This is a genomic window from Sphingomonas sp. Leaf38 (genome assembly GCF_001421825.1).
Taxonomy (GTDB): Bacteria; Pseudomonadota; Alphaproteobacteria; order Sphingomonadales; family Sphingomonadaceae; genus Sphingomonas.
The window spans coordinates 722,953-747,609 of sequence record NZ_LMLD01000009.1; the positions used below are offsets into that span (position 1 = coordinate 722,953).

The following is a 24,657-nucleotide window of genomic DNA, read 5'->3' on the forward strand; positions in this document are numbered from 1 at the left end:
TTCGACCTCGTCCGGGGTGACGAGCGCCGCCGGTACGCCTCCCATGTCGACCAGCTCGATGCGGACGTCTGTAGGCGTCGGATGCTCGGCCATCTTGCGAACGTAGGAACTGCGGATCTCGTCGATCGTCACCTCTGTGTTCTCGCCGAGGATGACGGGACCGAGGTCCTGCAGGCTCCCGGCCCATTGGTCGAGGCGATGCGTCACGATGTCATTGAAGGGCATTTCATTTGCTCCTGATGCCGTTAATCTGTTCAGGACTTTCATATAGTTCATCGATTGGCGAACGGGCGTCGACACTGCGAAGGAGCGGAAGCGCCTTATGGCACCGGGAAATATCAACGACATCGTCGCCTTCGTGGCAGCTGCCGAAGCTGGGAGCTTTGTAGGCGCAGCACGCGCGCGCTCGATGACGCGGTCGGGCATCGCCAAGAGCGTTGCCCGCCTGGAGGATCGGTTAGGCGTACGGCTGTTCCACCGGACCACACGCAGCCTTGGGCTGACCGATGACGGCCGCGTTTTCCTCGATCGCTGCACGCAGATCCTCGCCGATCTGGAAGAAGCGGAATTGTCGATGTCCGATGGCGGTGGAGAGCCGCAAGGGCTGTTCCGAATGACCGCGCCGATGACGTTCGGACGCCTCCTGGTCCTGCCGTTGCTCAATGATTTTCTTGCGTCGTGGCCCAAGTTGAGGGCGGATGTGAGCTTCACGGACCGTGTCAGTGACATCATCGAAGACGGTATTGATCTCGCTATCCGCATTGGCGAGACCCGCGACAACAGCAGCCTCATTACCAGAACGCTGACCCATCAGCATGACCTGGTAGTCGCGAGTCCGGCCTATCTGTCGGTCGCTCCGGCACCGCACCATCCCGACGATCTGCTAGGGCACACTTGCCTGAATTACGTCAGCGCCGGCCAGAAGCGCGCTTGGCGTTTCGCCATCGAGGGTAAAACAGTCGTCGTTAAACCGCGAGCACGCCTTTCGCTCGACAGCGGGGAAGCGTTACGCGATGCCGTGGTCTCGGGGGCGGGACTGGCGTTCCTACCCAGCTATGTCGTTGACCAGGATCTGTCCGAAGGTCGTCTCGTTGCGCTACTGACGAACTATGCCGCGCCCCCCGTGCCGATCAGTATAATCTATCCAAGTCGTCGCCACCTCGCTCCGAAAGTCCGCCGATTCATCGATTTACTGGCGCGAAATATTTGATCTCCAGGGCATCGCCGACCTTCGGGACCGGCTTTGTGGACCGGATGTGTCGAAAACCCGGTCACAATCACGACTGCGCGACAAACAGGTGTTTTGCGTCACCTGGGCCGGCCTATCAAAGCGTAGGCCGAGCGCCGGCTGTGCTAGAGGGGTGACCACTCCGCGGATGAGATCAATCGTCGTCGAACAGGAGTCAGCGGCACATCCGCCGATATTTAAACGGGCGCGAGCATCGCCGTCAACGGAAGGGTCGATTTGGCCAACGCCTCAAATAACATCGCGCGCAGTCTGAGATTGCCAGAGACCAATCCAATACCTAGATGCGCGACCAGAAATGGAGTCCTGCTATGTCTGACACTACCCTCGATATGAATCCTATCGAACTCGCCACGGAATTGACAATCGCCTGGTTGGCCAACCCCAATACACGCACCAATGCTGACGACGTTCCGGCCTTCCTGAACAAAATGTACGAAACTGTTTCAACGCTGGTCGGCGGAAACGCGACAGCGGCTGAGCCCGAAGTGCCCGTTCAAGAGTATACCCCGGCGGTGACGACTCGTAAGTCGCTTGCCAGCCCCGATCACATCATCAGCATGATCGATGGCAAGCCCTACAAGACGCTACGCCGCCACCTCGCCACTAACGGCATGACGCCTGTAGAGTATCGCGAGCGTTATGGCCTGAAGGCTGATTACCCGATGGTCGCTCCTACTTATTCGGAAGCACGTCGCACGATGGCCAAGAGCATTGGCCTGGGTCGCAAGCCTGGCCAGACGAATGCAGCTAAGGCAGACGCCAAGCCTGCTCCGGCTTCGCGCAAGCGCAAGACCGAAGCAGCAGCAGAATAATTCATGAGGCTAGCTTCTTCGAAACAGGAAGCTAGCAAATTACTACGTACCATTTATCGCTAACCGAACCGTGCCAGTCAGCGTCGATATCTATAACACGGGCCTTGCCGCGCGATGACGCGAATTGTCTCAGAGTCCGTCCCCAATTCGGTTTTCTCAAATACCCCCCCGACTGAACAGGGCAAAACGGCGAATCACTGCGGAGCTATGCAGCCAGACCCGAGCGTTTCCGGCACCCCGACGAATCGCTTGCCGACCGCCACATCAAGATGTTCGAACACGCGGCGCCGCGTGACCCAGGACGGCCTATCATCAACCGGCCTAGACCTGCCTGTCTTGGCCAAAAACAACGAAACGGCATCGATGAACTGATCATCATGCCCGGGATGTTCCGATGTCTCCCCTGCGCCAGAAGCACGAGCACGCGATTTCCGAACAGAATAGCGGTCGGCGTCCTGAAGGACCGCGCCACGAAGCGCGTCCGCCAAGGCACGAGAACGCACCTTCCAGCCCGGCGTCAAAGTGAAGTCATGAAAGTCCGGCACGGATACTTGCGGTTGGGCATCAGCCTCCCGGGCGCGCGTTATGGCACCGCGCAGCAACGTCTCAAGCTGCTGTTCCATCTGCGCCAACCGCATGGCCGCCAACCCAACGATCTGAAGCGGCAGCAGGTCGGCATACCAAACCTCGCTCATCTGCTTATTGCCGAAAGCGCCGTCCGTCTTCTCCTGCCGAACCTGTTCCAGAAACGGGTTGGCGTTGTGAATGCTGCGAACGCGAGCTTCCCGAACTACCGTGTCTAGCGCAAATGGCCCGTCGGTCGCGTCGAGATGCCGGGCTTGGTCTGCCGCTTTCGCGCGGATATCTTGAACCGCCGAGAGACGGCTTTTCGGCTTGGTTTGTGCGCCGCCCCCATCCCCGCTGGTGCTATAGGCGTCGACGAACTGACGCAGCGCGCGATCGATCGGCCGAAACACCGAGACCAGCGTCGATGCTCGCATCCGTACGGCCGCGCCGTTGACAAGCCATCCCAGAGGTTTCGTCATGGTTCGTCGTGCGCGTGCGGCGGTCGCTTGGCAGTCGAACGCCCCCCAGATCAGCGCCATGCGGGTCAGAATGCGGATCGCGCCCTCATCGTTGAGCACGGGCGACACCCGGCGTTCGGCGATCATCGCCAACGCAAGCGCATGCTGACCGCGAACGACCGCGGCGAAGAATCCGGGGTCCGTACGCCGGGCGGCCCATAGCTCATCGACAAAACCCGTCAGGGCATCGAGCGGCGTGTCCCTGCCCGCCCAACCGCTCACGCAGGTGTCGATCAGTGTCTCGTCGCCCTCGCGCGCCATCAGCCATCGACACAGGGCTTCGAGATCCTCGTGAGTGGCAGGCAGACGATCGGTGGGCAGAGCCAGGTAACGGGCCGTCAGTACGGCCATTTGCAGATCGTCCCATCCCTTCGGGCCGAACAGCAGCGTCCGCATCTGTTCGGGTGTTAGGTCCTCGCCCCAAATGACGTCCCGCAGCTCGCTAACCGTCTGGTCAAGATCGAACCCGGTCTTTGGGAGCGCGAGCAGGACCGCACGCGCAAGGCGCACGAAATTGACCGATAGTAAACGGACGAGGTTCTTTTCCGCCGCCATGCTCAACCCGCCTTCCGTCGCTTCGAATCGCATGAAGCATGATCTTGCTTACGATCTTATTCCGTACTGCAAAGGTCGGAAGACAGCGACTGCGCGAACGGGGCGTCTCTGAGCGCCTTCCTTGATCGTGGCCCCGGCCTTTCAGGCGACGCGAATCCTTGTCGGATCGCATCACGCGCAGGTGGCGCAGTGCCTAGGCAGCTGAACCGGCCAATGCCCAATCGCACGAAGTTGGCGCCTGCCGGACGATGAGCGCTCGAGACGTATCGCTCATCTGCGATCGTGACGACGCTGCGGACAGCTCGAACACAGGGGGAAGGCCGCTTCGCGGCCATAGAAGAAGAAAGCCAGAAAGCCAGAAAGAGCCCGGGCGAGAAGGAGAAGTCGTCAGGGTAGAAGGTTCAGGCGCAACAATGCAGATTGGCGGGTCCCAATCTGCCGTGCGCCGCCGAAGCCCTCAATTCGGGCTGCCGGCGGTGTCCTCCAGCCTGACGGCATTCCGGAAGGCGAAGACGACTGTTCGTCGGGGGTATTGCCCTTTTGAGGCCGGTCCGGGACAATGGTTACCATGGCTGACCCGGAGGAGAATGGCGAGGAACGCGCGGTATTTGCCCATCATGTGCAGGCGCTTCTGAGTCGGCAGCAGAAGGACGATCGCGATGCGATCGGCGCGACGTTGGGCCGCGCGCGCTTCCAGGTTCAGGGCGCAGACGGGCAGACCGCCAGTCCAACCAGGCGGGGTGGCAAGGCACAGGCCCACGAGCGCGTGGTCGGCTTCTTCACCGCCAGTCCGCTGACCGGCCGGGATCGCCAGTCCGGCGGCTTCCGGGTGCCGCACTTCGACATGAAACCGATCACCCGGACCTACGCGCCAACGAGCGCCGGTGGTCACGTCCGTCGCGGTCACGAAGGTGCGGCGATGACGGCGGCTGCGCATTTCGACTATGTCACCAACGGCGCGAAGATCGGCATCGGCACGCATATCGACTATATCCGCCGCGAGACCGGACTGCAGGATCCGGCGGACGATCTCGTGCTCGATATGCTCGACGAGCAGGATTTGCGAAACGAGAAGAACCGGCTCGCCATCTTCAGCAACATACCCGGTGGCCTGACACGCCAGCGCAGCCTGTTCGAGGCGGCAGAACGATACGAGTCCTTGCCCCGAACGCATCAGCTGATGGCGTCGACAGCGAGTGTCGAGGGCTTCGTAATGTTCGAGCGAATGGGCACGGCACCGGGTTGGCTGCGTGCGATGACCAGACGCCTGCGCGAGAAGCGTGACGAACTGGAACGCAAGGCAGCCAAAGCGCGCAAGACGTTCAGGCATCGCGAAGTCGCGGTTGCCGACGTGACGGAACAGGAGGCCTATGAGCGCCTTGCCTGGCTCGACCAACCTCCCGCCATCCTGGGCTTGTTTAGATGGAAACAAGGCCGCACTGGCCGCGTACAGCATCGCTTCGTCGGCGAGCTGCCCGACGGCCTGTCGGCAAGGGATCGTCACGAGATCCTGACGCGGTTCTGCGGCACGCTCGATGCCGACGGCTGGATGGTTGTCGGCGCGATCCACCAACCCGATCAGCATAACGACCGCCGCAACTTCCACATCCATGTCGATGGGTATGACCGGCCAGCGCGGTGGCTGGACAAGGAAGGTCAGTGGGATTTCGACTATACCGAGCGCCGCAACGGAAAGCTCGTCCGGCCCTTCGCCCAGAACAAGGTGCGGTACGATGCGGCCATCGGTACGGACAGCTCGGGAAAGCCGAACATCGCGGCCATGATGCGTCACCGCTTCATCACCATCGTCAACGAGGTGGTCGGTGATCAGCCGGACATCGTTCGTTATATGCACGGTACCTATGCCGACAACAACGTCGCGCTGACGCCGCTCGAGCATATGGGTAACCGAGCCACCGGGCTGGAGCGCCGCGGGATCGTCACCGAAGTCGGATCGCGCAACGCGCGCAAGATCGTCGCCGACGAGGCCGCTGCTTGCGAAGCGCGGGCGACCGCCGCCGAAGCGGCGTTGAGCCATGAACTCGCGTTGACCCGATCGATACTGGCACAAAACCGCGACGCGCTCACTGCGCTCGAAGCTTACGAGGCGCTGGAACGTCGGCTCATCCGACGGCGGTTGCAGGCTGAACTTGCTGACGTCGTCGTTGCCATGGCCAGGTCGCGGGCCGACGCCGTGATCCGCGCGCTGACGCCCGAACCCGGTCGTCCGATCAAGGCGAAAGCTGGTGACGCCGATCTGCTCGCCGGCGCTCGAGATCATCTCGCCGAGGTCGAACGTCATAGCCCGTCACAGGCGGAGCGTGATGCCGAACGCCGTGAACTGGCCAGAACGCAGACGCGTGCCAACGCCGAGTGGAACATCGTTCAGGCAGCTACAGGGCAGTCGCCGCAGGATCGGGCCCGTGAGCCTGTGATGGTGTACCGCGCACGGGATCGCGCACAAGCACCTCCTGCCGCCGCGCCGTCGCGGTACGACGACCAAAAACGCAACCGCCTGAGCGCCTGGCTTGAAAAGCACGCGAGCGACCCGGCTCTCATATTGATTGAGGGTGACGAGATACGATTGGGTCGGTCGGCGCCGCTGGCAATCGACACACTGATGCGCCAATTTGCCGGTAGCCGTCCTGTTCAGCAGTTACTCTTGCGCGAGCGTGTGCGCCGTCAGGCTGATGTTGCGAAAAGGGTCCGTAAAAAGCAGCCGATCGAGACAATCTCGACGACAGCGTCTCCGATTATGATCCCGGTCGTAGAATGGGGGGTTCAACTGTTCGTCCCGGAACCGACACTTGAGGGGACGATATCGTCAACGGGACAGGCGCCGATATGGTTAGCTGACGAGAGCTCTGTAAACGACGTGCCGCCTTCGCCCGGTCCCCATCCGCCAGATCGGCCGGCGGTCGAGATTACTACGGCGCGCGAAGAAGCGAAGATCGCCCGTCGAAAGATTCTGGCTGAAGCTGGGCGCAGCCGTAATGAAGCGTCTCTGAAAGAGGCATGGGCACATTTGATCAGGAAAAGGGCGGCGATCACCTTGGATGGCGGTCGATACGCGATCGACCTGACAGGCCTTTCAGATCCGGAACGGCTGGCAAATGCCCCGACGTTACGGGCCGCGAGAGCCATGGTTCCAGAGGCAAACGCCGGTATCACCCCGCGGGATTTGCTTGAAACCCATCACGCCGGGTCAGTTGCTGACGTGACGACGGCGAAGCCAAACCGGCCGAGGCATATTGGCGACGTCAGCACTATCGAAAAGCAAGCGCAAACGCTTGCGCCATTCCCGGGCGACGGAAAAGCAAAAGGCCCCTCGAAGCAGGTGGTTTTCGATCAGCGTGGCAAGGGGCCGCAGGAACGGTAGTTGACGCCGCTTCCGGCGGCGGAACAGCCCGAGAGCAGCTAATCGCTTGTGCTGATCAAGCCCGAACGGTCCGGGGCTTGTGCCGGCTTAATGCGGGCGCGCCTCCTTCCAGGACGGCGACGATAGCGCGGCCTGCCCGGCCGGAGACGGTTTGGAAGGTGCCTGGCGGCTGTGCCGTGAAGGCGAAATGATGGTGCGGGGTCGGCGAGCAGTCCGCCACTTCCGCGCAATGAGGAACTGCTATGTATATCGTAACGCGCGAGCGCGAGCTTGCCCGGGCGCGCGCCCTGTCCGGCGCGCTGGCCATCGCCGATCTCGCCGGCTGGCAGATCGACCGCTCGGTGCCGATCCTGCCGATGCCGTTTCGGAACTATCTCCACATCGCCACGGCCGAGCTGCTGCTGGTACCCTCGATCGAACCGTCACGCGGCGATCTCGATACGGTCGAGCGCGGTACCCGCATCGCGCGGTGCGACGCGCTGGTCGTGAAAGCGTCGAGCGAAGGTAACAACACGTTGTACTGCGCGGTTGGCGAATGGCAGCGCCACGGCACCCTGTGGCACCATGCCCGCCGGCTGTGGCTGTCGAGCCGCAACGAAGCGTGGCTGGTCCCCGATCCGAACGAGCCCGAGGAAAGTGACGCCGTGTTCCGCCTGACCGGCAGCCGCCTGCGTCCCATGGTCCCTGCCCGTCTGCCCGGTGCCGGTGCCGGTGCCGGTGCCGGTCGCAATTTCGCGCCCGGACTGGCGCGCGGCGATGCCTATATCGCTGCCGCCTGGAGCCAACGCTGACCCAGCCGCCTGCCGGATCGGTCAAGAGCTCGCAGGCGGCATACCAACACCCTGAACACCATCCGCGGACGCATGCCGCGTGACGGCGGGAACCCGCGCGGTTCCCGCCAGCCTGCCGGGGGCCAAGGTCGAGAGGGAGTATGGTCCCCGAACCGGGGATGAAAATCAGGAACAGGCTATGAGCATCCACAAAATCGAAACCGTCCGCCGCCACGTCGCAGCCGTCACGCAGATGCTGCTCTGCAACCGCACCATGAAGCCCGGCGCCGCGATCATCGCCGGCGATGCTCTCGGGATCGAAGGGCGCCTCGCCCTCGCCCACCAGGCGAACGTCAGCGGCCACGATCTGGTCTATCTGCATTTCGGCGACACGGCCGAAGGCTACGGCCTGACCACCATCTCGATCGTCGTCGCGCGGGACGGCATCTGTCTGGGCCAGACGGACTGCTGCCTGTACCTGCCCAAGGCCGGCGCGCGGGCGATGATCCTGCCGCAGGCCCATGTCCGCGGCCTCTTCCGCCTGTCGCCCGGCGAGTTGCTGCATATAGACCGCAAACCGGCCGATGCCGAGGACGGCATCGCACGAGCGCGCGCACGGCTCGCCAAACTGGTGTCGAGGGGGGTGAGCGTCGTTGGTCGCGCCGAGATCAACACCTACGCGCATGCAGCCTGCGACGGCGCACCTCAGTCAATCTGACGATAGACCGGGCACGACCAAAAAGGGGGCACTTCACTCTATAAAGCGCAGGATATGGCAAATTCGGACACCGGACATGAAATTTTTATCTGAATGTCCGAAAACGTCGATCCGTCCGCTTTATAGAGTGAGGAAGGCTATCATCTCAGCCATCGCACCGACACCGCCTGTGGCTCACGACCTCGACGACTACTACTGCGTCGCCGAGGTCAGCCAGTTGCTGGACGCCCTGACCGAACCGGACTGGAGACGGCTGTTGCGGTCGTCTTATTATCTGGCGCACGGGCACCGCATTCTCGCGGCCGACCTGCGGCAGGAGGCCTTCGTCCGCTCGCTCGACGGCCGCCGCCGGTGCCGGCGAAGCTATGATATCGTCAATTTCCTGATTGGTATCATGCGCAGCCTGACATCGCAGGAACGCGAGGCGGACCGCGACGGCCCTCGCGAAGTCAGCATCGATATGCTGTCGATGGCGTCGGACTCCCCGTCACCTGAACAGGTCGGGCATGATGCGCTGCATTATCGTCGCACGATCGCCGCGGTCTTCGAAACGATCGGGTCCGATCCGAAGCTGGTCGCATTGCTGAACGCCGTGCTGGACGGTGCCAAAGGCGCCGACCTGCGGACGCGGTTGAAGGTCGATGCAAAGGGCCTCGCCTCGCTGCGCAAGCAATTGAAGCGCAAGCTGGCGAGCGCCGCCGTGAACAGGAGCGTACCGTGACCACCCAGACCAACGAACTGACACAGTTGCGGCGACTGGATGACTTTCTCGAGGGCGAGGAAATCGACCTCGATGATTTGCGCCAGGAGATCAACCGAGCACGACTGCGGGTGGGTTTGCCGCCCGCCCTGCCCGTCGATGCTGATCCCGACCCGACCTCCGATCGGCGCGACGACGTGCGCGTTTTTATTCAGGATCTGATGGACGAACATGCATCGGCAGATAGCGAGCGGGCAGGCGATCCGCGGGATGGCGCCAACCAATGATCCTGCCGGTCGGCTGCTTCACGGTCCCGGCTTCACGGTCCCGACTTACCGACCGGGTGATATCGACGTCACAGCGATCGTTTAGACGTTACGAATAGTCCGGCGTTGTCGCTGCCGCCGCGCTGACAAGGCCGCAAAGAGCTGGGATAAGGGTGGAGTTGGGCACGTCGAGCCCCGAAGGTCGATGAAATAAACAGACCCGAAGGTGCTTGTCCGAACCAGCCGGTTCGCGACGCTCAGCTCCGGAAAAATCTAGACCTATGATCCCCCTGCTCAAGCCGGCGAACACGCTGCCGGGCGCGCTGCACTATTATGTTGCCGCCGAACTCCTCAAGAACCTGTCGATCATCACCTCATGGCCAGGCGGCGGTATGCCCGCTGATACCGTCATCCTGCCGGCAGCCCGCGTGATCCTGTCCTTCACCTGCGTGACGCAGCCAATGTTCCGGAACAAGGTTCATAACCTTGCCTGCGACTCCGCGATCGATGTCATCCTGCTGCGGTGCTGCCTGACGCCTGGTGACATCCTGCCGATCACGGCCGATGTCACGCTGGCAGGCGGCGGCCTTGCCCCCTTCGACATGCATGACCTCAGCCTCTACCGTCACTCCGATCGCACGCTCTGGCTGGTCCCGGAAGCCTTTGGCGGCGCGATCCGGCTCGGGCACGGCGGTGCCGAGCTGTGCCTGGTACCGCCCTATGAAACGCTCGTCGAACGCGCCGAGGGCATCTACCGCTCCGCCGGCGAGCTTGCCGCCTTGTTCTATCCGTCGAAAACGAACTGATGGTCGGCAAAAGCGGCTCCAGCCCCGGAACGGGACGTCAGCGTCTGGATCGCTTGTGGCTAACGCTCCCACGACGCACGCGCCGGTCAAGGGGCAAGGCGGTCGGCGCTATGCCGCCGCTGATGCGGCGGATGATGACCCTCGTCGTCGTCGCGCTTATCGTCTCCGGAAGCCTGGGCGTCAGGTGGCACCATCAACGTGGCGGCGACGGTGCGCGGATCGCGTTCGCCGTCGCTCGAACGATCTGCCCGACCGCAGCCCGGTTCACGAAGCGTGCAAGCGTGGCAGCAGGCGCCCACGCGATCGATCGGGCAGCATTTCGACGCCTCGGTGACCTGGTTTCGACCGGGTCACGGTGTACCGCCCTACCCCTGCGATCCGGATTGGCGCGATAGCGAGCAGACAAAAATCCTGAACGCCGAGCTCGTCTCGTGACCATCGCAGCTTCGGGACGATCAACACCGCTTTCCTCGAACGCCCGCCCGCACGGGCGCAATAGAGGCGCTGCCCGGTGCGTCGGTACGCACGCACCGGGCAGCGACGACGCGAGGCGGGCGGAATGACGCCGATCTCGCCTACCAGCAGATGCTGGCCGCCCGTCACGGGCGGTAAGGCAGGTAGCGCAGGACCGGCGACGGGCCGCCCCTGCCGGGAGAGTTGGGAATGGAAGGACGTCTCCAGAGAGCCGGATGAAATGAAGGCTCGAGAGCGAGACGAACTTCAAAAAAGGCACCCGATCAATGAACACCACGAACCAGACGGCGGACACCATCGCCAGCGTCGCCCCTTCGCTCGTCCGCGAAACGCGCGCAGCGCATGAGAACCTGTTGCGGCAGGTGCAGCAGCGCACCACCGAACCGGTCTATCACTACAGCATCATCAAGAACGTCGGCCACGTTCAGCTGGCGATCTCGACCTCCTATATTCTGGTCGACGACGAGACGGTTCATCAGACCCTGGGCGACGGCCGCGGCCATATCCTCATCGCGTCGTCGGTACCGCACCGCCGGCTCGCGCGGCCGGTCTTCGACATCGTCACGCGTCGCAGCGGACAGATCAAGCGCCGTAGCGGCTATCGGCTTTGGCTGGCCGCCGACGGTGACAGCGCCCTGCTTCCGGACCAGCCGGGTCGGCCGGTGTGGCGGGTCGTCGGCACCACCCTGGTGCGGGCGAAGGCTACGCGCCTGAACGAAGCCGAACGTCGCGAGGGATTTGCACGGGCCGACCGCATGCTCCGCCGTGTCGCGCGGGACGCCTGAGATGACCCGCAAGGCAACCAACGCCGCGAAACCCGCGGCATTAGACACCGGAATGGTGGTTCCGACCGCGCCCAGCGCGAGTGTCCCGGCTGCGCCCCGCGACTATGCCAGTCAGGGACCGTTTGCTGGCGACGACCTCGACGGCAGCTTCGGCATCATCCCGTGCACCTTCAAGGGCAGGCCCAACCGCATGGTCGATGTCGTCCACCGCCGCCTGGTTCAGTTCGGTCGACCGATGGTCGAGCCCTTGGCGCCGACCTGCACCCGCTTCGACGTGATCCTGCCGCCGCATGCGCCTGACGCCTGTTACGATCCGCTCGTGCTGGCACGGCTGATCGATGCGCAGCGCATGCCCGACCAGCAGGATCTCGCAATCCTGATCACGCTGCGCTTCGAGCATCACGCCCTGCTGCACCGCGGATGGGAACTGGCGCGCGGCTTCGCGCTTCAGTGTCTCGCCACTGAGCGGGATACGCCGGTCGTCGCGGCGATGCATGTGCCTCAGGTCGCAGGTCGAAAGCTCAAGCCCCACGTCCACCTGATCGCCTCGTCGCGGCGTATCCTCGGCTCGAACTGTGCCGACTTCGTCACCGACCTCCTTGGTGCCGACGCAAAGGTGAATGCCGCCAAGCTCTGGTCCGACTGGTGTGCCGCGCACACCTGATCGCCGCCCTGCTTCCATCGCGACCTTCACCCCTGGCGAGCATAGTCTCGCCGGGGGTGTTGGGGGGCGGCATGCCAATCGACTAACGGGTCGGTCGATTGCAGACCTTGCAGCAACTGTCGGCCGCATGGACCCACAACACGACATTCGGCGGTCGTTTCGCGCTCCCCAACTTCGGACATTCATTCATGTTCGCCTGGCGCCTCCACCAGCGATGGCGAAAATGGTGAGAAGTGGGACGAAGCCGACGTTCCGAACTCGTTCGCTAAACGGCGGTTTCCGACAACAGCCGACGTTTGCGCGCTGGCGGTTTGAGCGTTCCTTGGATCCGGCCGGCGGTTCAGGTTTTGCTATATGACTGCGATTGGATCGGCAGCTTATCGGAACCAGCGACAAGATAGCTGCATAGTTACCGCGGCTTGGCAACGACAATGATGAAAGGTCGCGTCGCCAGTGAAGTCCGCTGCGATCTGTTTGGCCATGAAGGCGAAACGGAAACCGCGCGCACCTATGACGAGGAGGCAGAGCTTTCTATCAAGCTCGAGGCACTACAGCTATTGACGCCCATTACCGCGCATATCCAACCGAGCCATCCAATCAACATCAGACCGGTTCATCGACTAAGGCATCGGAGTCGTGCATCAACTTTACGTCTAAGCCCAACTGCTTAAAGATCCGAAGTTATTTGACGGTGGCGCGGCTCGTCGAACTTGGCGAAACACGGCAGCAGGACCGTCAGGCCGGCAGAAGCCCGGCCGCGCGGTAGCTGTCGATCATCGTGTCGAAGAGCGCGATATCCGCACGGCCTCTTGCGAATAGCTGCGCGCCGGAGACGGCCGCATAGATCGCCTTTGCCCTAATCCTGCTTTCACCCGGTTCGACAATGTTGGCCTCGACGAGGAGCTTGCTCAGCCAGTCAACATTGACGTCAGCAAAACTCTGGACCTCGACTTTTACCGCGTCTGGAAGGTCATCATATTCCGCCGCCATGAAACTCGACAGGCAGATGCGGTTGTCGTTCGACAACGACGTGCGGAAAATTTCTGGATAGCGGCGAAGCGCACCAAGAGGCTCTGATGCCTCATCCGAAATCACCACCAACTGCTTGACCGTATCCTCCCAATAGCGTCGCGCTACCGCCGCACCGAGATCGGCCTTCGTCGCGAAATGATGATGAATGCTCGGTGCCTTGATCCCGACCTCGGCGGCGATGTCGCGAAAGTTCAGGCCGTTATAGCCGCGCGCCATGGCGCTTCGCCTTGCCGCGGCGAGCACTGCCTCTCTCGAATTCGACACTGCCATCGCCCCGCTTACTCCGCCAACCGACCAATTGGTAGATAGGGGGTTGACCATCAGGAGGCAACAGCCCACCTGAGTGACTACCAATCACTTGGTAGGGACGCCTCATGACCGATCAGACTCCGCCTGAAAGCTCGAAGCTTCGCCTCTTCACCTCCCCCTCTGCCTTCCCCAACCCACAGCGCCTGCGCATCTTTCTGCACGAAAAGGGCATTGCCGATCGCTTCGACGAGCAGGTCTACGACATGTCCCCGGTCGGCGAGCAGCGGCAGTGGAAGCATCTCAAGATGAACCCCTGGGGCGAGACCCCAACGCTCCAGCTTGCCGACGGTAGCTTCATCTCGGAAACCGCGGCCGTCGTCCGTTATCTTGACCAGGCGTTTCCGGGTCGCCGGATCGTGGGCGAGACCCCGGAGGAACAAGGCCTGGACGCGATGTGGGACAACCGCGTCTGGGTGCACATCCTTTACCGCATCACCACCGCGTTCCATGTCCTGCATCAGGGGCTAGGTCCCAAGCTCGAGCTGACTGCCAACGTCGCTTGGGGCGAGCATTGTCGCAAGGAAGCGCTGGCGCATACCGCGCTGGTGGACCGGCATCTGGCCGATGGCCGCGACTGGCTGCTCGGCGGTGACGAGCCTACCTTTTCCGACATCACGCTGGCGACGGCGATTGCGTTCTCGAAGTTCGAGGTAAACGCCATGCCGCTCGACGAGCGCTACGAACATATCGATGCGTTCTGGCAGCGGTGGCAGCGCCGCCCGACATTCCTCGCCGCCTATGGGGACCGGAGCAGCGGCGTGCCGGAACTGGACAACCGTCCGTAGCACCCAGCCTGCTACCCGGATCGTTTCAAGCCGGTCGGGGGTGAAACGGCAGCCCGAGCGTTACAGCCACCTGCCCTCGCCCCTTATTACTCCTACGGAAGATCATATCATGGCCGAACTGCCTGTCAGCCCCGTCCTGCAACCCGTTGCGATCGGCGATCTGCAACTGCGGAACCGTATCGTCATGGCACCGCTCACGCGCAGCCGCTCGAACGAGGAAGGCATCCCCCCGGCGTTCGCCGCGGACTATTACGCACAGCGCGCCGATGCCGGCCTTATCATCACCGAAGCGACGAACATCTCGTCTCAGGCGCGCGGTTACGCGATGACGCCCGGCATCTGGTCGGACGCGCAGGTGGCGGCATGGAAGCCCATCGTCGAAGCCGTCCATCGGCGTGGCGGCAAGATCTTCCTTCAGCTCTGGCATACTGGCCGGATCTCGCATCCCGATCTTCATGGCGGCGCCCTTCCCGTGGCGCCGTCCGCGATAGCGGCGGAGGGGCAGGCGTTCACCAATGACGGGATGAAGGATTTCGTCGTTCCGCGCGCTCTGGAAACGGACGAAATCCCCGCCATCGTCGAGGACTACCGCCATGCCGCCGAACAGGCCAAGGCAGCCGGGTTCGATGGCGTCGAGGTGCATGCTGCGAACAATTACCTGCTTGAGCAGTTCATCCGCGACAGCACCAACCAGCGCACCGATGCCTATGGCGGCTCGATCGAGAACCGTCTCCACTTTCCGCTCGACGTGGTGCGTGCCGTGGTCGAGGTCTGGGGCGCAAATCGCGTCGGCATTCGCATTTCGCCGGCAACGACCGAGCCCGGAAAGACCCCGCTCGACAGCCAGGTCGGGCGCACGTTCGACACGTTCGTCGATGCCTTGTCCGAGATCGGCCTGTTATACATTCACGATATCGAAGGCGTGACCCAGCAGACGCGCGACGTGCCGGACGGCGTCGACTTTCAGGAGCTGCGCAAGCGCTTCTCGGGCGCCTATATCGCCAACAACCAGTATACGCTCGATCTCGCCGAGAAGACGCTGGCGGACGGGGATGCCGATCTGTTCAGTTTCGGCCGGCCCTTCCTCGCGAACCCCGATCTCGTCGAGCGGCTGCGGACCGGCGCCCCGCTCGCCGAGGCTCCGAAGCAATATTGGTATGGCGGTGGCTCGGTCGGCTACTCTGACTGGCCCGGAATGAACGGGCGGATCGAGCTTCCGTGATTCAAGGGCGTGCGTTCGCCTGCATGTATAATCGAGGAGAGATAATTTGCTGTTTCATACGATGGTAGGATCGAACGACATCGAGCGATCCAAGCGCTTCTACAATGCAGTGCTAGGTGCCCTAGGAGCCGAAGAGGCGACGCTGAACATGGCCGGCAGCGGTCACACCCGCCTGTTCTACCGCAATGAGGGCGGGACGAACTTCATCGTTACCCAGCCGATCAACGACGAACCGGCCACCGTGGCCAATGGCGGCACCGTGGCTTTTTCGTGCAACTCGCCCGAACAGGTCGAACTGTTCCATGATATCGCTGTCGCCAACGGCGGCACCTCGATCGAGGACGGACCCGGTCCGCGTGAGTCAGCGATGGGGACTATCCATCTGGCCTATGTCCGCGACCCGGACGGCAACAAGCTGTGCGGAATCCACATCCCGTCATAATAGCCAAGCCCAGCCGATCGGCTCAGGTGGCCCCTTTCACATCGCTAGCGGACCGGTAGGTATCGGTCCGCTAGATATGCCATGTCACGACGGACCCGATTTCACGTTCGTCGGAACCGGCTATTCCTCGATTGGGCCGGCAATCCGTTCCGGCTGCCGATCATCGCCCCCTTCTTCCTCCGCTATCACGAGGCAACGATCGCCTTTGCGTCGTGAAGAGGCAACCTGCGGCGTCCGCGATCATTCCCCCGACAACAGGCATCGCATCGGAGATACATGGTGAAGACACGCAAGCTTGGTTCGCAAGGCCTTGAGGTCTCTGCGCTCGGCCTCGGCTGCATGGGGATGAGCGACTTTTATGGCGGTCGCGACGAAGCGGAATCGGTCGCGACCATCAACCTCGCGCTCGACCGCGGCGTCACCTTCCTGGACACCGCCGATATGTATGGGGTCGGCGCCAACGAGGAACTGGTTGGCCGTGTCGTGCGCGAACGCCGCGAATGGGTGGTCGTCGCAACGAAGTTCGGCATCGATCGGGGCGCCGATGGCAAGGGCCGCAGCATCAATGGCCGCCCCGACTATGTCCGCCGTGCATGCGATGCCAGCCTGAAGCGCACCGGGCTTGACGTCATCGACCTCTACTACCAGCACCGCGTCGACCCCGACGTGCCGATCGAGGAGACGGTGGGCGCGATGGCGGAGCTGGTGACGGCCGGCAAGGTGAAGTATCTCGGCTTGTCCGAGGCGTCGCCGGCGACCATTCGCCGCGCCCATGCGGTCCACCCCATCACTGCTCTGCAGACCGAATATTCGTTGTGGAGCCGGGATCCCGAAGCAGAAATCATGCCTACGGTGCGCGAACTTGGCATCGGCTTCGTGCCCTACAGCCCGCTCGGCCGGGGTTTTCTCACCGGTCAGATCACCGCGCCCGACGACCTCGCCGCAGATGATTTCCGGCGCCATCACCCACGCTTTCAGGGGGAAGCGTTCCAGCGCAACCTCGACCTCGTCAAGGCGGTCGGCGCTATGGCCTCCGACAAGGGCTGCACGCCGGCGCAACTCGCGCTTGCCTGGGTGCTCGCGCAGGGCGACGACGTCGTGCCGATCCCCGGCACCAAGCGGCGCACCTATCTGGAAGACAACCTCGGCGCGATCGACATGACGCTGGACGCGGACGACATCGCCCGCATCGACGCGATCATGCCGCCCGGTGTAGCCGACGGACAGCGCTATGCCGACATGGCGAGCATCGACCGATGAGTGCCGTCTCGTTCGCGGCGATCGCGCCGGGCCATCTCGCCGTCGTGACGGGTGGGGCCAGCGGCATCGGGCTGGCCGCCGCGCGCGCATTCGCCGCACGTGGCATGCGGGTCGCTATCCTCGACCGGCCGGGCGAAGCGCTCGATGCGGCGGCCGGGTCGATCGACGGCGCGGGCGCACACGCCGTCGACGTCGCCGACCCGGTGGCAATGCGCACCCTCGCCACCACGCTTGGGCCGGCATCCGTCCTGATGAACAACGCCGGCATCGGCCAGGGCGGTGATGTTTTCGCCAGCCAGCAGGCGTGGACAAGGCTGCTCGGCGTCAACCTGATGGGTGTGCTGAACGGCATCCAGAGCTTCGCGCCGCTGATGGTGGAGGGAAACAGGCCGGGCCTCGTCATCAACACCGGCTCCAAGCAGGGCATCACCCAGCCGCCGGGCAACACCGCCTATAACGTCAGCAAGGCAGGGGTTAAAGCCCTGACCGAAGGCCTGGCGCATACGCTGCGCGAGCAGACAGGGGACCGGGTCAGCGCGCACTTGCTGATCCCTGGCTTCACCTACACGGGCATGACCTCTCCGCGGCCGGAAAAGCCGGCTGGCGCCTGGACGCCGGAACAAGTGGTCGATCTCATGTTCGATCGTCTGGCGCGCGGCGACTTCTACATTCTCTGCCCCGACAACGAGACCACGCCGGCACAGGACGCGAAACGCATCGCCTGGGCGGCAGGCGACATCGCCGGGAACCGCCCCGCCCTGTCCCGCTGGCACCCCGATTACGCGGCCGAGTTCGCCCGCTTCATGGAGGATGAGGCATGAGGATCGGGTTCATCGGGTTGGGTCAGATGGGCGGCGCCATCGCGGCCAATCTGATCAAGGCAGGCCATGAGGTGACGGTCTGGAACCGTTCGACGGACAAGGCCGACGCGCTTGTCGACGCGGGCGCAGTTCGCGCAGCACGGCCGGTCGATGCGGCCCAAGGTGATCTCGTCATGACCATGCTTACCGACGACCTGGCGGTGGAAAGCGTGGTATTCGGCGAGGGCGGCATTGTCGGCGCTCCTGCACTGCACGTCGGACACAGCACGATCAGCATCGCGCTTTCCGACCGGCTCGCGGCAGATAGCGGCACCGGCGGTTACGTGTCTGCACCCGTCTTCGGCCGTCCACCGGCGGCGGCGGCGGGCAAGCTGTTCGTGGTCGCGGCAGGCGTGGAAGCTGCATTGGATCGCTGCGAACCGGTGTTCGCCGATATCGGTCAGCGGACTTTCCGGATCGGCGACAAGCCGTCCGCGGCCAACCTGGTGAAGCTCAGCGGCAACTTCATGATCATGGCCGCCGTGGAGGCGATGGCCGAGGCGATGACGCTGGCCGAAAAGGGCGGCGTTGATCGTCAGACCCTGCTGGAGGTGCTGACGGGAACCCTGTTCGGCGCGCCGGTCTACCACATCTATGGCGAGATTCTGCTGGAGGACCGCTTCCGGCCCGCCGGGTTTGCGGCGCCATTGGGCCTGAAGGACATGACGCTGGCCGATACCGCTGCCACTTCGCTTGGGGCACCGATGCCGCTGCTGGGGATCGTTCGCGACCACCTTCGCAGTGTCATCGCGACGGAAGGCCCGGACATTGATTGGGCTGGTATCGCGCTTGCGATCAGAAAGAGTGCGAAGCTTTAGACACCCGCGGACGCAATACGGGGACTACCTGGCGGGCGGCATCTCAAGGAAAGCTGAGTAACGGAAAGGCCCGGTTGTGGTCGTTCAGGCCCCCTCCCCGGCTTCCTAACGTCGGCCAGACAGGCGTCCGTCCCTTCCGCTGCGGCAGCGCCTTGAGGTAACTTCCATTGGCCCATTGCTACATGCCGACAACGGCACCGCCCTTCATCACCAGCCGCACGGCACGCACGGCGGAGATGTTCACCGTGGGATCACCCGCAACCGCGACCAGATCCGCGAGCATACCCGGCTTCGCCGCGCCGAGACGGTCGCCCAGCCGCATCCACCGCGCGTTGCCGGAGGTGGAGGCCAGCAGCACCTGCGTCGGCGTCATTCCCGCTGCCACCATCAACTCCATCTCGCGCGCGTTGGTGCCGTGTGCGAACACCCCTGCGTCGCCGCCCATGCAGATCGGCACGCCGGCGGCGAGCGCAAGGCGGAGGCTGTCACGGCTTGCCTTGACTGCGGCGGGCGCCGGCTCTGCGCCGTTCCAGCCGCGATAGCGTGCGCTCGCGTCCGCAGCAGCGAGCGTTGGGCACAAGGCGATCTTCTTCGCCGCCATGCTCGCGAGGATCGCGGGCGTCCCGCCATAGCCGTGCTCGATCGTATCGACGCCCGCCTCGATCGCGCGGCGCATGCCCTCCACGGTCGAGGCGTGGACCGCGACGGGACGTCCGGCGTCGTGCGCCGCCGCCACCGCCGCCCTGATCTCATCAAGGCTCAGCGTTGCGCGGCTCTCCTCGCCCGAGCGCCAGCGGTAATCGGCGTAGAGCTTCACCCAGTCGGCGCCGGCGGCGATCTGCCGACGGACCGCCGCAACCATCTGCTCCGCGCCCGAAACCTCCTCCGCACCTTGTGGGATGGCGACACCCGGCTCGAACCCCTTGGGACCGTAGGCACCGAGCGCGACGATCGCACGCGTTGCGACGCTCAATCGCGGGCCTTCGACGATCCCCCGATCGATCGCCGCCTTCAGCCCGACATCGGCATAGCCAGCCCCTTCGGTGCCGAGGTCGCGCTCGCTGGTGAAGCCTGCCCGCAAGGTCGCCCGCGCGTTCGCCACCGCGCGTGCGGTGCGCAGGGCCAGCGGTTCATGCAGCACCTGATCGTCCCAGCTCGCCTCGTCATAGGGATGGAGGAAGAGATGGCCGTGGCCCTCAATCATGCCCGGCATCAGCGTGTCACCGGCGAGGTCGATGATGTGTGCGCCCGCAGGAACGGTTAGGTTCGGGCCGACCGCGACGATCCGGTCGCCGCGCACCAGCACCTGCCAACCGACGTGCATCTTCCCGTCGATGCCGTCGAACACCGCCGCGGGTCGTAGCAGCGTCGCGGTGCCTGTCGTGGGCTCGACCGGCGGGGCGCTTGCGCCGGCGAGCATCATTGCCATCACGATCGCCAACCAGCACTTGGCCATGCCTCACTCCCCGTTCTAGGCTTACGCTATGGTTACGCTCCTCCAGCGCACGCGCAATCCGTTGATCGTCGCAGCCCTGCTGGCGACGACCGCCGCCGCGCCCGATCCCGACATGGCACGGTGGAAGGCCGAGGCAGCGCGAGTGACGATCACGCGCGACGACTGGGGCATCCCGCATGTCCGCGGTCGCAGCGACGCCGACGCGGTGTTCGGTATGACCTACGCGCAGGCAGAGGACGATTTCGCCCGCATCGAGGCCAACTACCTTACCGCGCTCGGTCGCACCGCCGAGGCCGACGGCGAAGAGGCGATCTGGGCCGACCTGCGCCAGCGGCTGTTCGTCGATCCGGTCGAACTCCAGGCGCAATATGCCGCGTGTCCCCCATGGCTGCGCACGCTGATGGATGCCTGGGCGGACGGACTGAACTTCTACCTCGCGACGCACCCGCAGGTCAGCCCCAAGGTGCTGACCCGGTTCGAGCCGTGGATGGCGCTGAGCTTCACCGAGGGCAGCATCGGCGGCGACGTTGAGCGCATCTCGCTCGCCGACCTCCAGACCTTCTACGGCCGGCCGACCCCACCAACGCCGGAAGAGCTGGGGGCGGTGCCGCGCGAACCATCGGGGTCGAACGGCATCGCTATCGCGCCGAAGCTGACCGCGAACGGCCGGGCCCTGCTCCTCATCAATCCGCACACCAGCTTCTACTTCCGCTCCGAAGCGCAGATGACCAGCGACGATGGCCTGAACGCCTATGGCGCCAGCACCTGGGGGCAGTTCTTCGTCTATCAGGGGTTCAACGCACACGCTGGCTGGATGCATACCTCCTCCACCGTCGACAATGTCGACCAGTTCGCCGAGGCGATCATGCGGCGCGGTGACGGCTGGGGCTACCGCTACGGTGGTGAGACACGCCCGGTCGCGATGCGCACGGTGACGCTCCGCTTCCGCCGGCCCGATGGCGGCATGGGCGAACGGCGACTCACCACTTGGGCCACCCATCACGGTCCGGTCGTCGCGGCGAAGAACGGCCGCTGGGTCGCGACCGCGCTGATGTGGCGGCCCGTCCCGGCGCTGGAGCAGAGCTGGCTGCGCACGAAGGCCACCGACCTCGGCTCGTACCTCGCGGTCGCCGAGCGCAAGGCGAACTCCTCCAACGACACGCTGTTCGCCGACGACAAGGGCGAGATCGCGTTCCTGATGCCGCAATTCATGCCGGTCCGCGACGACCGGTTCGACTATACCCGCCCCGTCGATGGCAGCGATCCCGCGACCGACTGGCGAGGTCTGCACCCGCTCGCCAGCCTGCCGAGCGTCGCCAACCCGCGGGTCGGCTGGGTCCACAACACCAACGACTGGCCGTGGAGCGCCGCCGGGCCGGACAGCCCCAAGGCAGCCGACTATCCACGCTACATGGATCAGACCGGCGGCAACGCCCGCGGCGAACACGCCGATCTCCTGCTGACCGGCCGGCGCGGCTGGACGCCCGAGCGGCTGCGCGCCGCCGCCTACGATCCCTATCTGCCCGCCTTCGCACGGCTGCTGCCCGGCCTAGTCGCCGCGTGGCGCGCGCTGCCGGCGGGCGAACCGCGTCGGCGTGCGCTGGCCGGGCCGATCGCGACACTCTCCCGGTGGGACCATCGCTGGAGCAAGGAGTCGGTCGCGACGAGCCTCGCCGTCTACTGGGGCGACCAGCTCTGGCGCGAAATCGGCAGCTTCGCACAGGCGGAGCGGATCAACGTTCCCGACTACATCGCCAACCGCGTCGACGCCGCGACCAAGCTCACCGCGCTGGAAACGGCGGTCGCGCAACTGACACGCGACTTCGGCGGCTGGAACACCCCGTGGAACGCGATCAACCGTTTCCAGCGGCTCGATGGCGCCATTCGGCCGCACTTCGACGACGCGAAGCCGTCGACGCCGGTGCCCTTCACCTCGGCGCAGTGGGGTAGCCTCGCCTCTTTCGGCGCGAAGACGTGGCCGGGAACGAAGCGCTATTATGGCACCAGCGGCAACAGCTTCGTCGCGGTGGTCGAGTTCGGCCCGCGCGTGAGGGCGATGGCCGTAATGGCGGGCGGGCAGAGTGGTAATCCGGCCTCATTGCACTTTGCTGACCAGATCGACCGCTACGCCACTGGTCGCCTTCGGCCTGTCTACTTTTATCCCGACGAGCTCGCTGGTCACGTCGAGCGGGTCTATCGTCCCGGTGGCGACGCTCCTTGATCGTCGGCGACTGCGTTGAAAGCACGCGCGACTGGTTGGACCCATTCCCGGACATTCAGAAGCTTCCTTTAGCTCCCCAGCTTCGGCCGCTCATTCATATTGCGGCAGCGACGGTCGGAACGGCAGGTCTTGGGGACATTCCTGCCAGTCAGCTTTCAGGATGGCAACGGTTAGAACCCGCCAGTACGTGGTGTCACAATCGTTCGGTTGTGACACCAGGCATCATGGCCGCTCGCGCCCCATTTCGGCCGTCACTCGATCGGCATGCGTTCCCGAAACCGCCTGTTCCAACCGCTCGTCCAATTCTCGTTTTCCCATGTCCGGTCGGCAATTTCGGGAAAATCCAATCGGGAACAGATTTCGAGAAAGCGTAACCCGGAAGAGACGCGCAGCGCGTGTATCAACGGCCTTGTCTTGTTTGGCCTTCCTTTACGGGAACGCCGATCAGGCTCTGGTTAGCTCAGTTTCGCGCGTGATAGTCCAATGCTCCAGTCGTTTGTAGACGATCACCTTGTCGCCGAGCAGATCTCCATGCCGGCGACAGAAAAGGTCGAGCTGATCGCGATCGCCGACCAGTTCGACACAGATCGTCAGATGCGGATCGGCAATTTCCGAGCCGTTCTCCCGGATCGGTTCGTGATTGCTGAAGCCGTAATGGGTATTTTGCGCGACGGCGTTGATGATGCCGTCCGCCTTCGCGGTGCGAATCAGTTCGCGATAGAGCGGCTTTGCCCCCCAGAAGCGACGCGGGCCGATCTTGTCGGACGGTTTTAGATAGATGCGCAGCATCCCGACTTCGCGGTGATGGACGGTGAAACGGTTGGGCATGACGGGCTTTCGACAGGAAACAGGATCAGGCGCGCGTGCGCCGGCGAGAAGCGCGGTGCGTGCGGGCATCGCGCAGGGTCGCGTCGGGTGTGAGGTGTGCGGCAGGTACCTTTGGCACAGCGACGCGCTGCGACAGGTAGATGCCGTTGTGGCCTGAGCAGAGGTAGGCGACGAAGCACGCGACTGCGATCGGCACGGCATAGGTCGCGCCAAACAATTCGATCCCCATGAAGGTGCAGGCAAGCGGCGTGTTGGCTGCACCCGCGAACAGCGCGACGAAGCCGATCGCCGCGAACACCCCCGTCGGCACTCCAAATATGGGCGCGAGCGCATTGCCGAGCGCCGCGCCGATGAAGAACAGCGGGGTCACCTCCCCGCCTTTGAAGCCGGCACTTAGGGTGACGACGGTGAAAAGCAGCTTCAGCGCCCAGCTCCACGGGTACGTATTGGAGCCGAAGAAGCTGGCAATGGTCAGGCCACCCGGCGTTGCCGCCAGCGTGCCCAGGCCGAGATAGTCTTGCGTGCCAAATAGCCAGACCAGCCCGATCACGGCCAAACCACCGATAACGGACCGTAGTGGGCCATAGGGTATCACGCGCTTCAGCCATCCGCCGAGCGCATGGTTGGCCTCTGCAAAGGCCAGCCCGACCAATCCGAATACGACGCCCGCGACGCTGGCTTTGGCGACGAGCGACGGGTCGACCGGCACCATCGCATCGACATGGTAGGCGCCGTGATGAATGCCCCAGGAAAGACAGGTCCAGTCACCCACCAGTGCCGCGACCAGGCATGGTACTAGCGCACGATACTCGACCCGGCCGATCGCCAGGACCTCCAGCGCGAAGACCGCGCCCGCGATCGGCGTCCCGAAGACCGCGCCGAAGCCCGCCGCGATTCCGGTCATCAGCAGGATGCGTGTTGCTTCCGCATCCAGCTTGAGTGCGCGGCCGAAGCCGCTGGAAAGGCTGCCGCCCAATTGCACGGCGGTGCCTTCACGCCCCGCCGATCCCCCGAACAGGTGCGTCACGACCGTGCCGAAGAAGATGAGCGGAGCCATGCGCAGCGGCACACCGCCCCCCGGTTCATGGATTTGCTCGACGATGAGGTTGTTACCGCCTTCGACCGAGCGCCCTGTCAGATGGTAGAGCAGTCCGACCATGA

At 64.0% G+C, this 24,657-nt stretch carries 24 protein-coding genes; 18 read left to right on the plus strand and 6 right to left on the minus strand.

The genetic code is table 11. From position 1 onward, the window contains the following. Positions 1-276: hypothetical protein (locus ASE88_RS19190; protein WP_235527839.1), on the minus strand; the 276-nt coding region annotated here is incomplete at its 3' end. Positions 277-322: 46 nt separating this feature from the next. Here ASE88_RS19190 and ASE88_RS05460 point away from each other — a divergent pair. Both ASE88_RS05460 and ASE88_RS05465 read left to right on the plus strand, forming a co-directional pair. Continuing rightward, the gene (locus ASE88_RS05460; protein WP_055933854.1) at positions 323-1,210 is read left to right on the plus strand and encodes a LysR family transcriptional regulator; all 888 of its coding nucleotides are present in this window, start codon (positions 323-325) and stop codon (positions 1,208-1,210) included. 347 nt (positions 1,211-1,557) lie between these two features. Further along, positions 1,558-2,061 (plus strand): MucR family transcriptional regulator, encoded by a 504-nt coding sequence (locus ASE88_RS05465; RefSeq protein ID WP_056476501.1) that lies wholly within the window; start codon positions 1,558-1,560, stop codon positions 2,059-2,061. A gap of 194 nt (positions 2,062-2,255) precedes the next feature. On the opposite strand, the gene ASE88_RS05470 is transcribed toward ASE88_RS05465, so the two are convergent. Beyond that, entirely contained in the window at positions 2,256-3,734 is a 1,479-nt protein-coding gene (locus tag ASE88_RS05470; protein ID WP_056476209.1) for a hypothetical protein, read from the minus strand. Positions 3,735-4,269: 535 nt separating this feature from the next. Between ASE88_RS05470 and ASE88_RS05475 the strand changes: the two genes are divergently transcribed. The 8 genes from ASE88_RS05475 to ASE88_RS05510 all read left to right on the plus strand — a co-directional run bounded on the left by ASE88_RS05475 (position 4,270) and on the right by ASE88_RS05510 (position 12,263). After that, on the plus strand, positions 4,270-7,080 hold the full coding sequence (locus ASE88_RS05475) for a MobA/MobL family protein (RefSeq protein ID WP_056476213.1): 2,811 nt from the start codon (positions 4,270-4,272) through the stop codon (positions 7,078-7,080). Between the two features lie 242 nt (positions 7,081-7,322). Then, positions 7,323-7,871 carry a hypothetical protein gene (locus ASE88_RS05480; RefSeq protein ID WP_056476216.1) on the plus strand — a complete coding sequence of 183 codons (549 nt, stop codon included), beginning with the start codon at positions 7,323-7,325 and terminating at the stop codon, positions 7,869-7,871. 79 nt (positions 7,872-7,950) lie between these two features. Beyond that, complete coding sequence (locus tag ASE88_RS05485; protein ID WP_156356931.1) at positions 7,951-8,568, plus strand: hypothetical protein; 618 nt, start codon at positions 7,951-7,953, stop codon at positions 8,566-8,568. A 169-nt stretch (positions 8,569-8,737) separates the two neighbouring features. Continuing rightward, positions 8,738-9,289, plus strand: a complete 552-nt coding sequence (locus tag ASE88_RS05490) for a hypothetical protein (RefSeq protein WP_056476221.1) — start codon at positions 8,738-8,740, stop codon at positions 9,287-9,289. Continuing rightward, the gene (locus tag ASE88_RS05495) at positions 9,286-9,555 is read left to right on the plus strand and encodes a hypothetical protein (RefSeq protein WP_056476224.1); all 270 of its coding nucleotides are present in this window, start codon (positions 9,286-9,288) and stop codon (positions 9,553-9,555) included. The genes ASE88_RS05490 and ASE88_RS05495 overlap by 4 nt, the downstream gene beginning before the upstream one ends. A gap of 260 nt (positions 9,556-9,815) precedes the next feature. Next, a complete protein-coding gene (locus ASE88_RS05500) occupies positions 9,816-10,340 on the plus strand; it encodes a hypothetical protein (RefSeq protein WP_056476228.1) in 525 nt (174 codons plus the stop codon). 740 nt (positions 10,341-11,080) lie between these two features. Next, on the plus strand, positions 11,081-11,599 hold the full coding sequence (locus ASE88_RS05505; RefSeq protein WP_056476229.1) for a hypothetical protein: 519 nt from the start codon (positions 11,081-11,083) through the stop codon (positions 11,597-11,599). A 1-nt stretch (position 11,600) separates the two neighbouring features. Then, on the plus strand, positions 11,601-12,263 hold the full coding sequence (locus ASE88_RS05510) for a hypothetical protein (protein WP_156356933.1): 663 nt from the start codon (positions 11,601-11,603) through the stop codon (positions 12,261-12,263). A gap of 735 nt (positions 12,264-12,998) precedes the next feature. On the opposite strand, the gene ASE88_RS05515 is transcribed toward ASE88_RS05510, so the two are convergent. Continuing rightward, positions 12,999-13,565 (minus strand): TetR/AcrR family transcriptional regulator, encoded by a 567-nt coding sequence (locus ASE88_RS05515; RefSeq protein WP_056476236.1) that lies wholly within the window; start codon positions 13,563-13,565, stop codon positions 12,999-13,001. A 104-nt stretch (positions 13,566-13,669) separates the two neighbouring features. Here ASE88_RS05515 and ASE88_RS05520 point away from each other — a divergent pair, with 104 nt between their 5' ends. From ASE88_RS05520 to ASE88_RS05545, 7 genes are all read left to right on the plus strand, one after another. After that, the gene (locus tag ASE88_RS05520) at positions 13,670-14,389 is read left to right on the plus strand and encodes a glutathione S-transferase family protein (protein ID WP_056476239.1); all 720 of its coding nucleotides are present in this window, start codon (positions 13,670-13,672) and stop codon (positions 14,387-14,389) included. 109 nt (positions 14,390-14,498) lie between these two features. Then, positions 14,499-15,611 (plus strand): alkene reductase, encoded by a 1,113-nt coding sequence (locus ASE88_RS05525; protein WP_056476243.1) that lies wholly within the window; start codon positions 14,499-14,501, stop codon positions 15,609-15,611. 46 nt (positions 15,612-15,657) lie between these two features. Next, on the plus strand, positions 15,658-16,053 hold the full coding sequence (locus ASE88_RS05530; protein ID WP_055930929.1) for a VOC family protein: 396 nt from the start codon (positions 15,658-15,660) through the stop codon (positions 16,051-16,053). An 81-nt stretch (positions 16,054-16,134) separates the two neighbouring features. Continuing rightward, positions 16,135-16,269, plus strand: a complete 135-nt coding sequence (locus ASE88_RS19720; protein WP_268795205.1) for a hypothetical protein — start codon at positions 16,135-16,137, stop codon at positions 16,267-16,269. 63 nt (positions 16,270-16,332) lie between these two features. Next, positions 16,333-17,313 (plus strand): aldo/keto reductase, encoded by a 981-nt coding sequence (locus ASE88_RS05535; RefSeq protein WP_056476506.1) that lies wholly within the window; start codon positions 16,333-16,335, stop codon positions 17,311-17,313. After that, positions 17,310-18,134 carry an SDR family NAD(P)-dependent oxidoreductase gene (locus ASE88_RS05540; protein ID WP_056476246.1) on the plus strand — a complete coding sequence of 275 codons (825 nt, stop codon included), beginning with the start codon at positions 17,310-17,312 and terminating at the stop codon, positions 18,132-18,134. Before ASE88_RS05535 ends, ASE88_RS05540 begins: the two co-directional genes overlap by 4 nt. After that, positions 18,131-18,991: an NAD(P)-dependent oxidoreductase gene (locus tag ASE88_RS05545; RefSeq protein ID WP_056476249.1), complete on the plus strand. Its 861-nt coding sequence runs from the start codon at positions 18,131-18,133 to the stop codon at positions 18,989-18,991. The genes ASE88_RS05540 and ASE88_RS05545 overlap by 4 nt, the downstream gene beginning before the upstream one ends. 178 nt (positions 18,992-19,169) lie before the next feature. On the opposite strand, the gene ASE88_RS05550 is transcribed toward ASE88_RS05545, so the two are convergent. After that, positions 19,170-20,447 (minus strand): metal-dependent hydrolase family protein, encoded by a 1,278-nt coding sequence (locus ASE88_RS05550; RefSeq protein ID WP_200910159.1) that lies wholly within the window; start codon positions 20,445-20,447, stop codon positions 19,170-19,172. Between the two features lie 28 nt (positions 20,448-20,475). On the opposite strand from ASE88_RS05550, the gene ASE88_RS05555 reads away from it, so the two are divergent. Beyond that, on the plus strand, positions 20,476-22,668 hold the full coding sequence (locus ASE88_RS05555) for a penicillin acylase family protein (RefSeq protein WP_056476252.1): 2,193 nt from the start codon (positions 20,476-20,478) through the stop codon (positions 22,666-22,668). A gap of 444 nt (positions 22,669-23,112) precedes the next feature. On the opposite strand, the gene ASE88_RS05560 is transcribed toward ASE88_RS05555, so the two are convergent. After that, on the minus strand, positions 23,113-23,496 hold the full coding sequence (locus ASE88_RS05560; RefSeq protein WP_056476255.1) for a DUF190 domain-containing protein: 384 nt from the start codon (positions 23,494-23,496) through the stop codon (positions 23,113-23,115). A 25-nt stretch (positions 23,497-23,521) separates the two neighbouring features. Then, on the minus strand, positions 23,522-24,657 hold a 1,136-nt coding region (locus ASE88_RS05565), incomplete at its 5' end, for a voltage-gated chloride channel family protein (protein WP_082466262.1).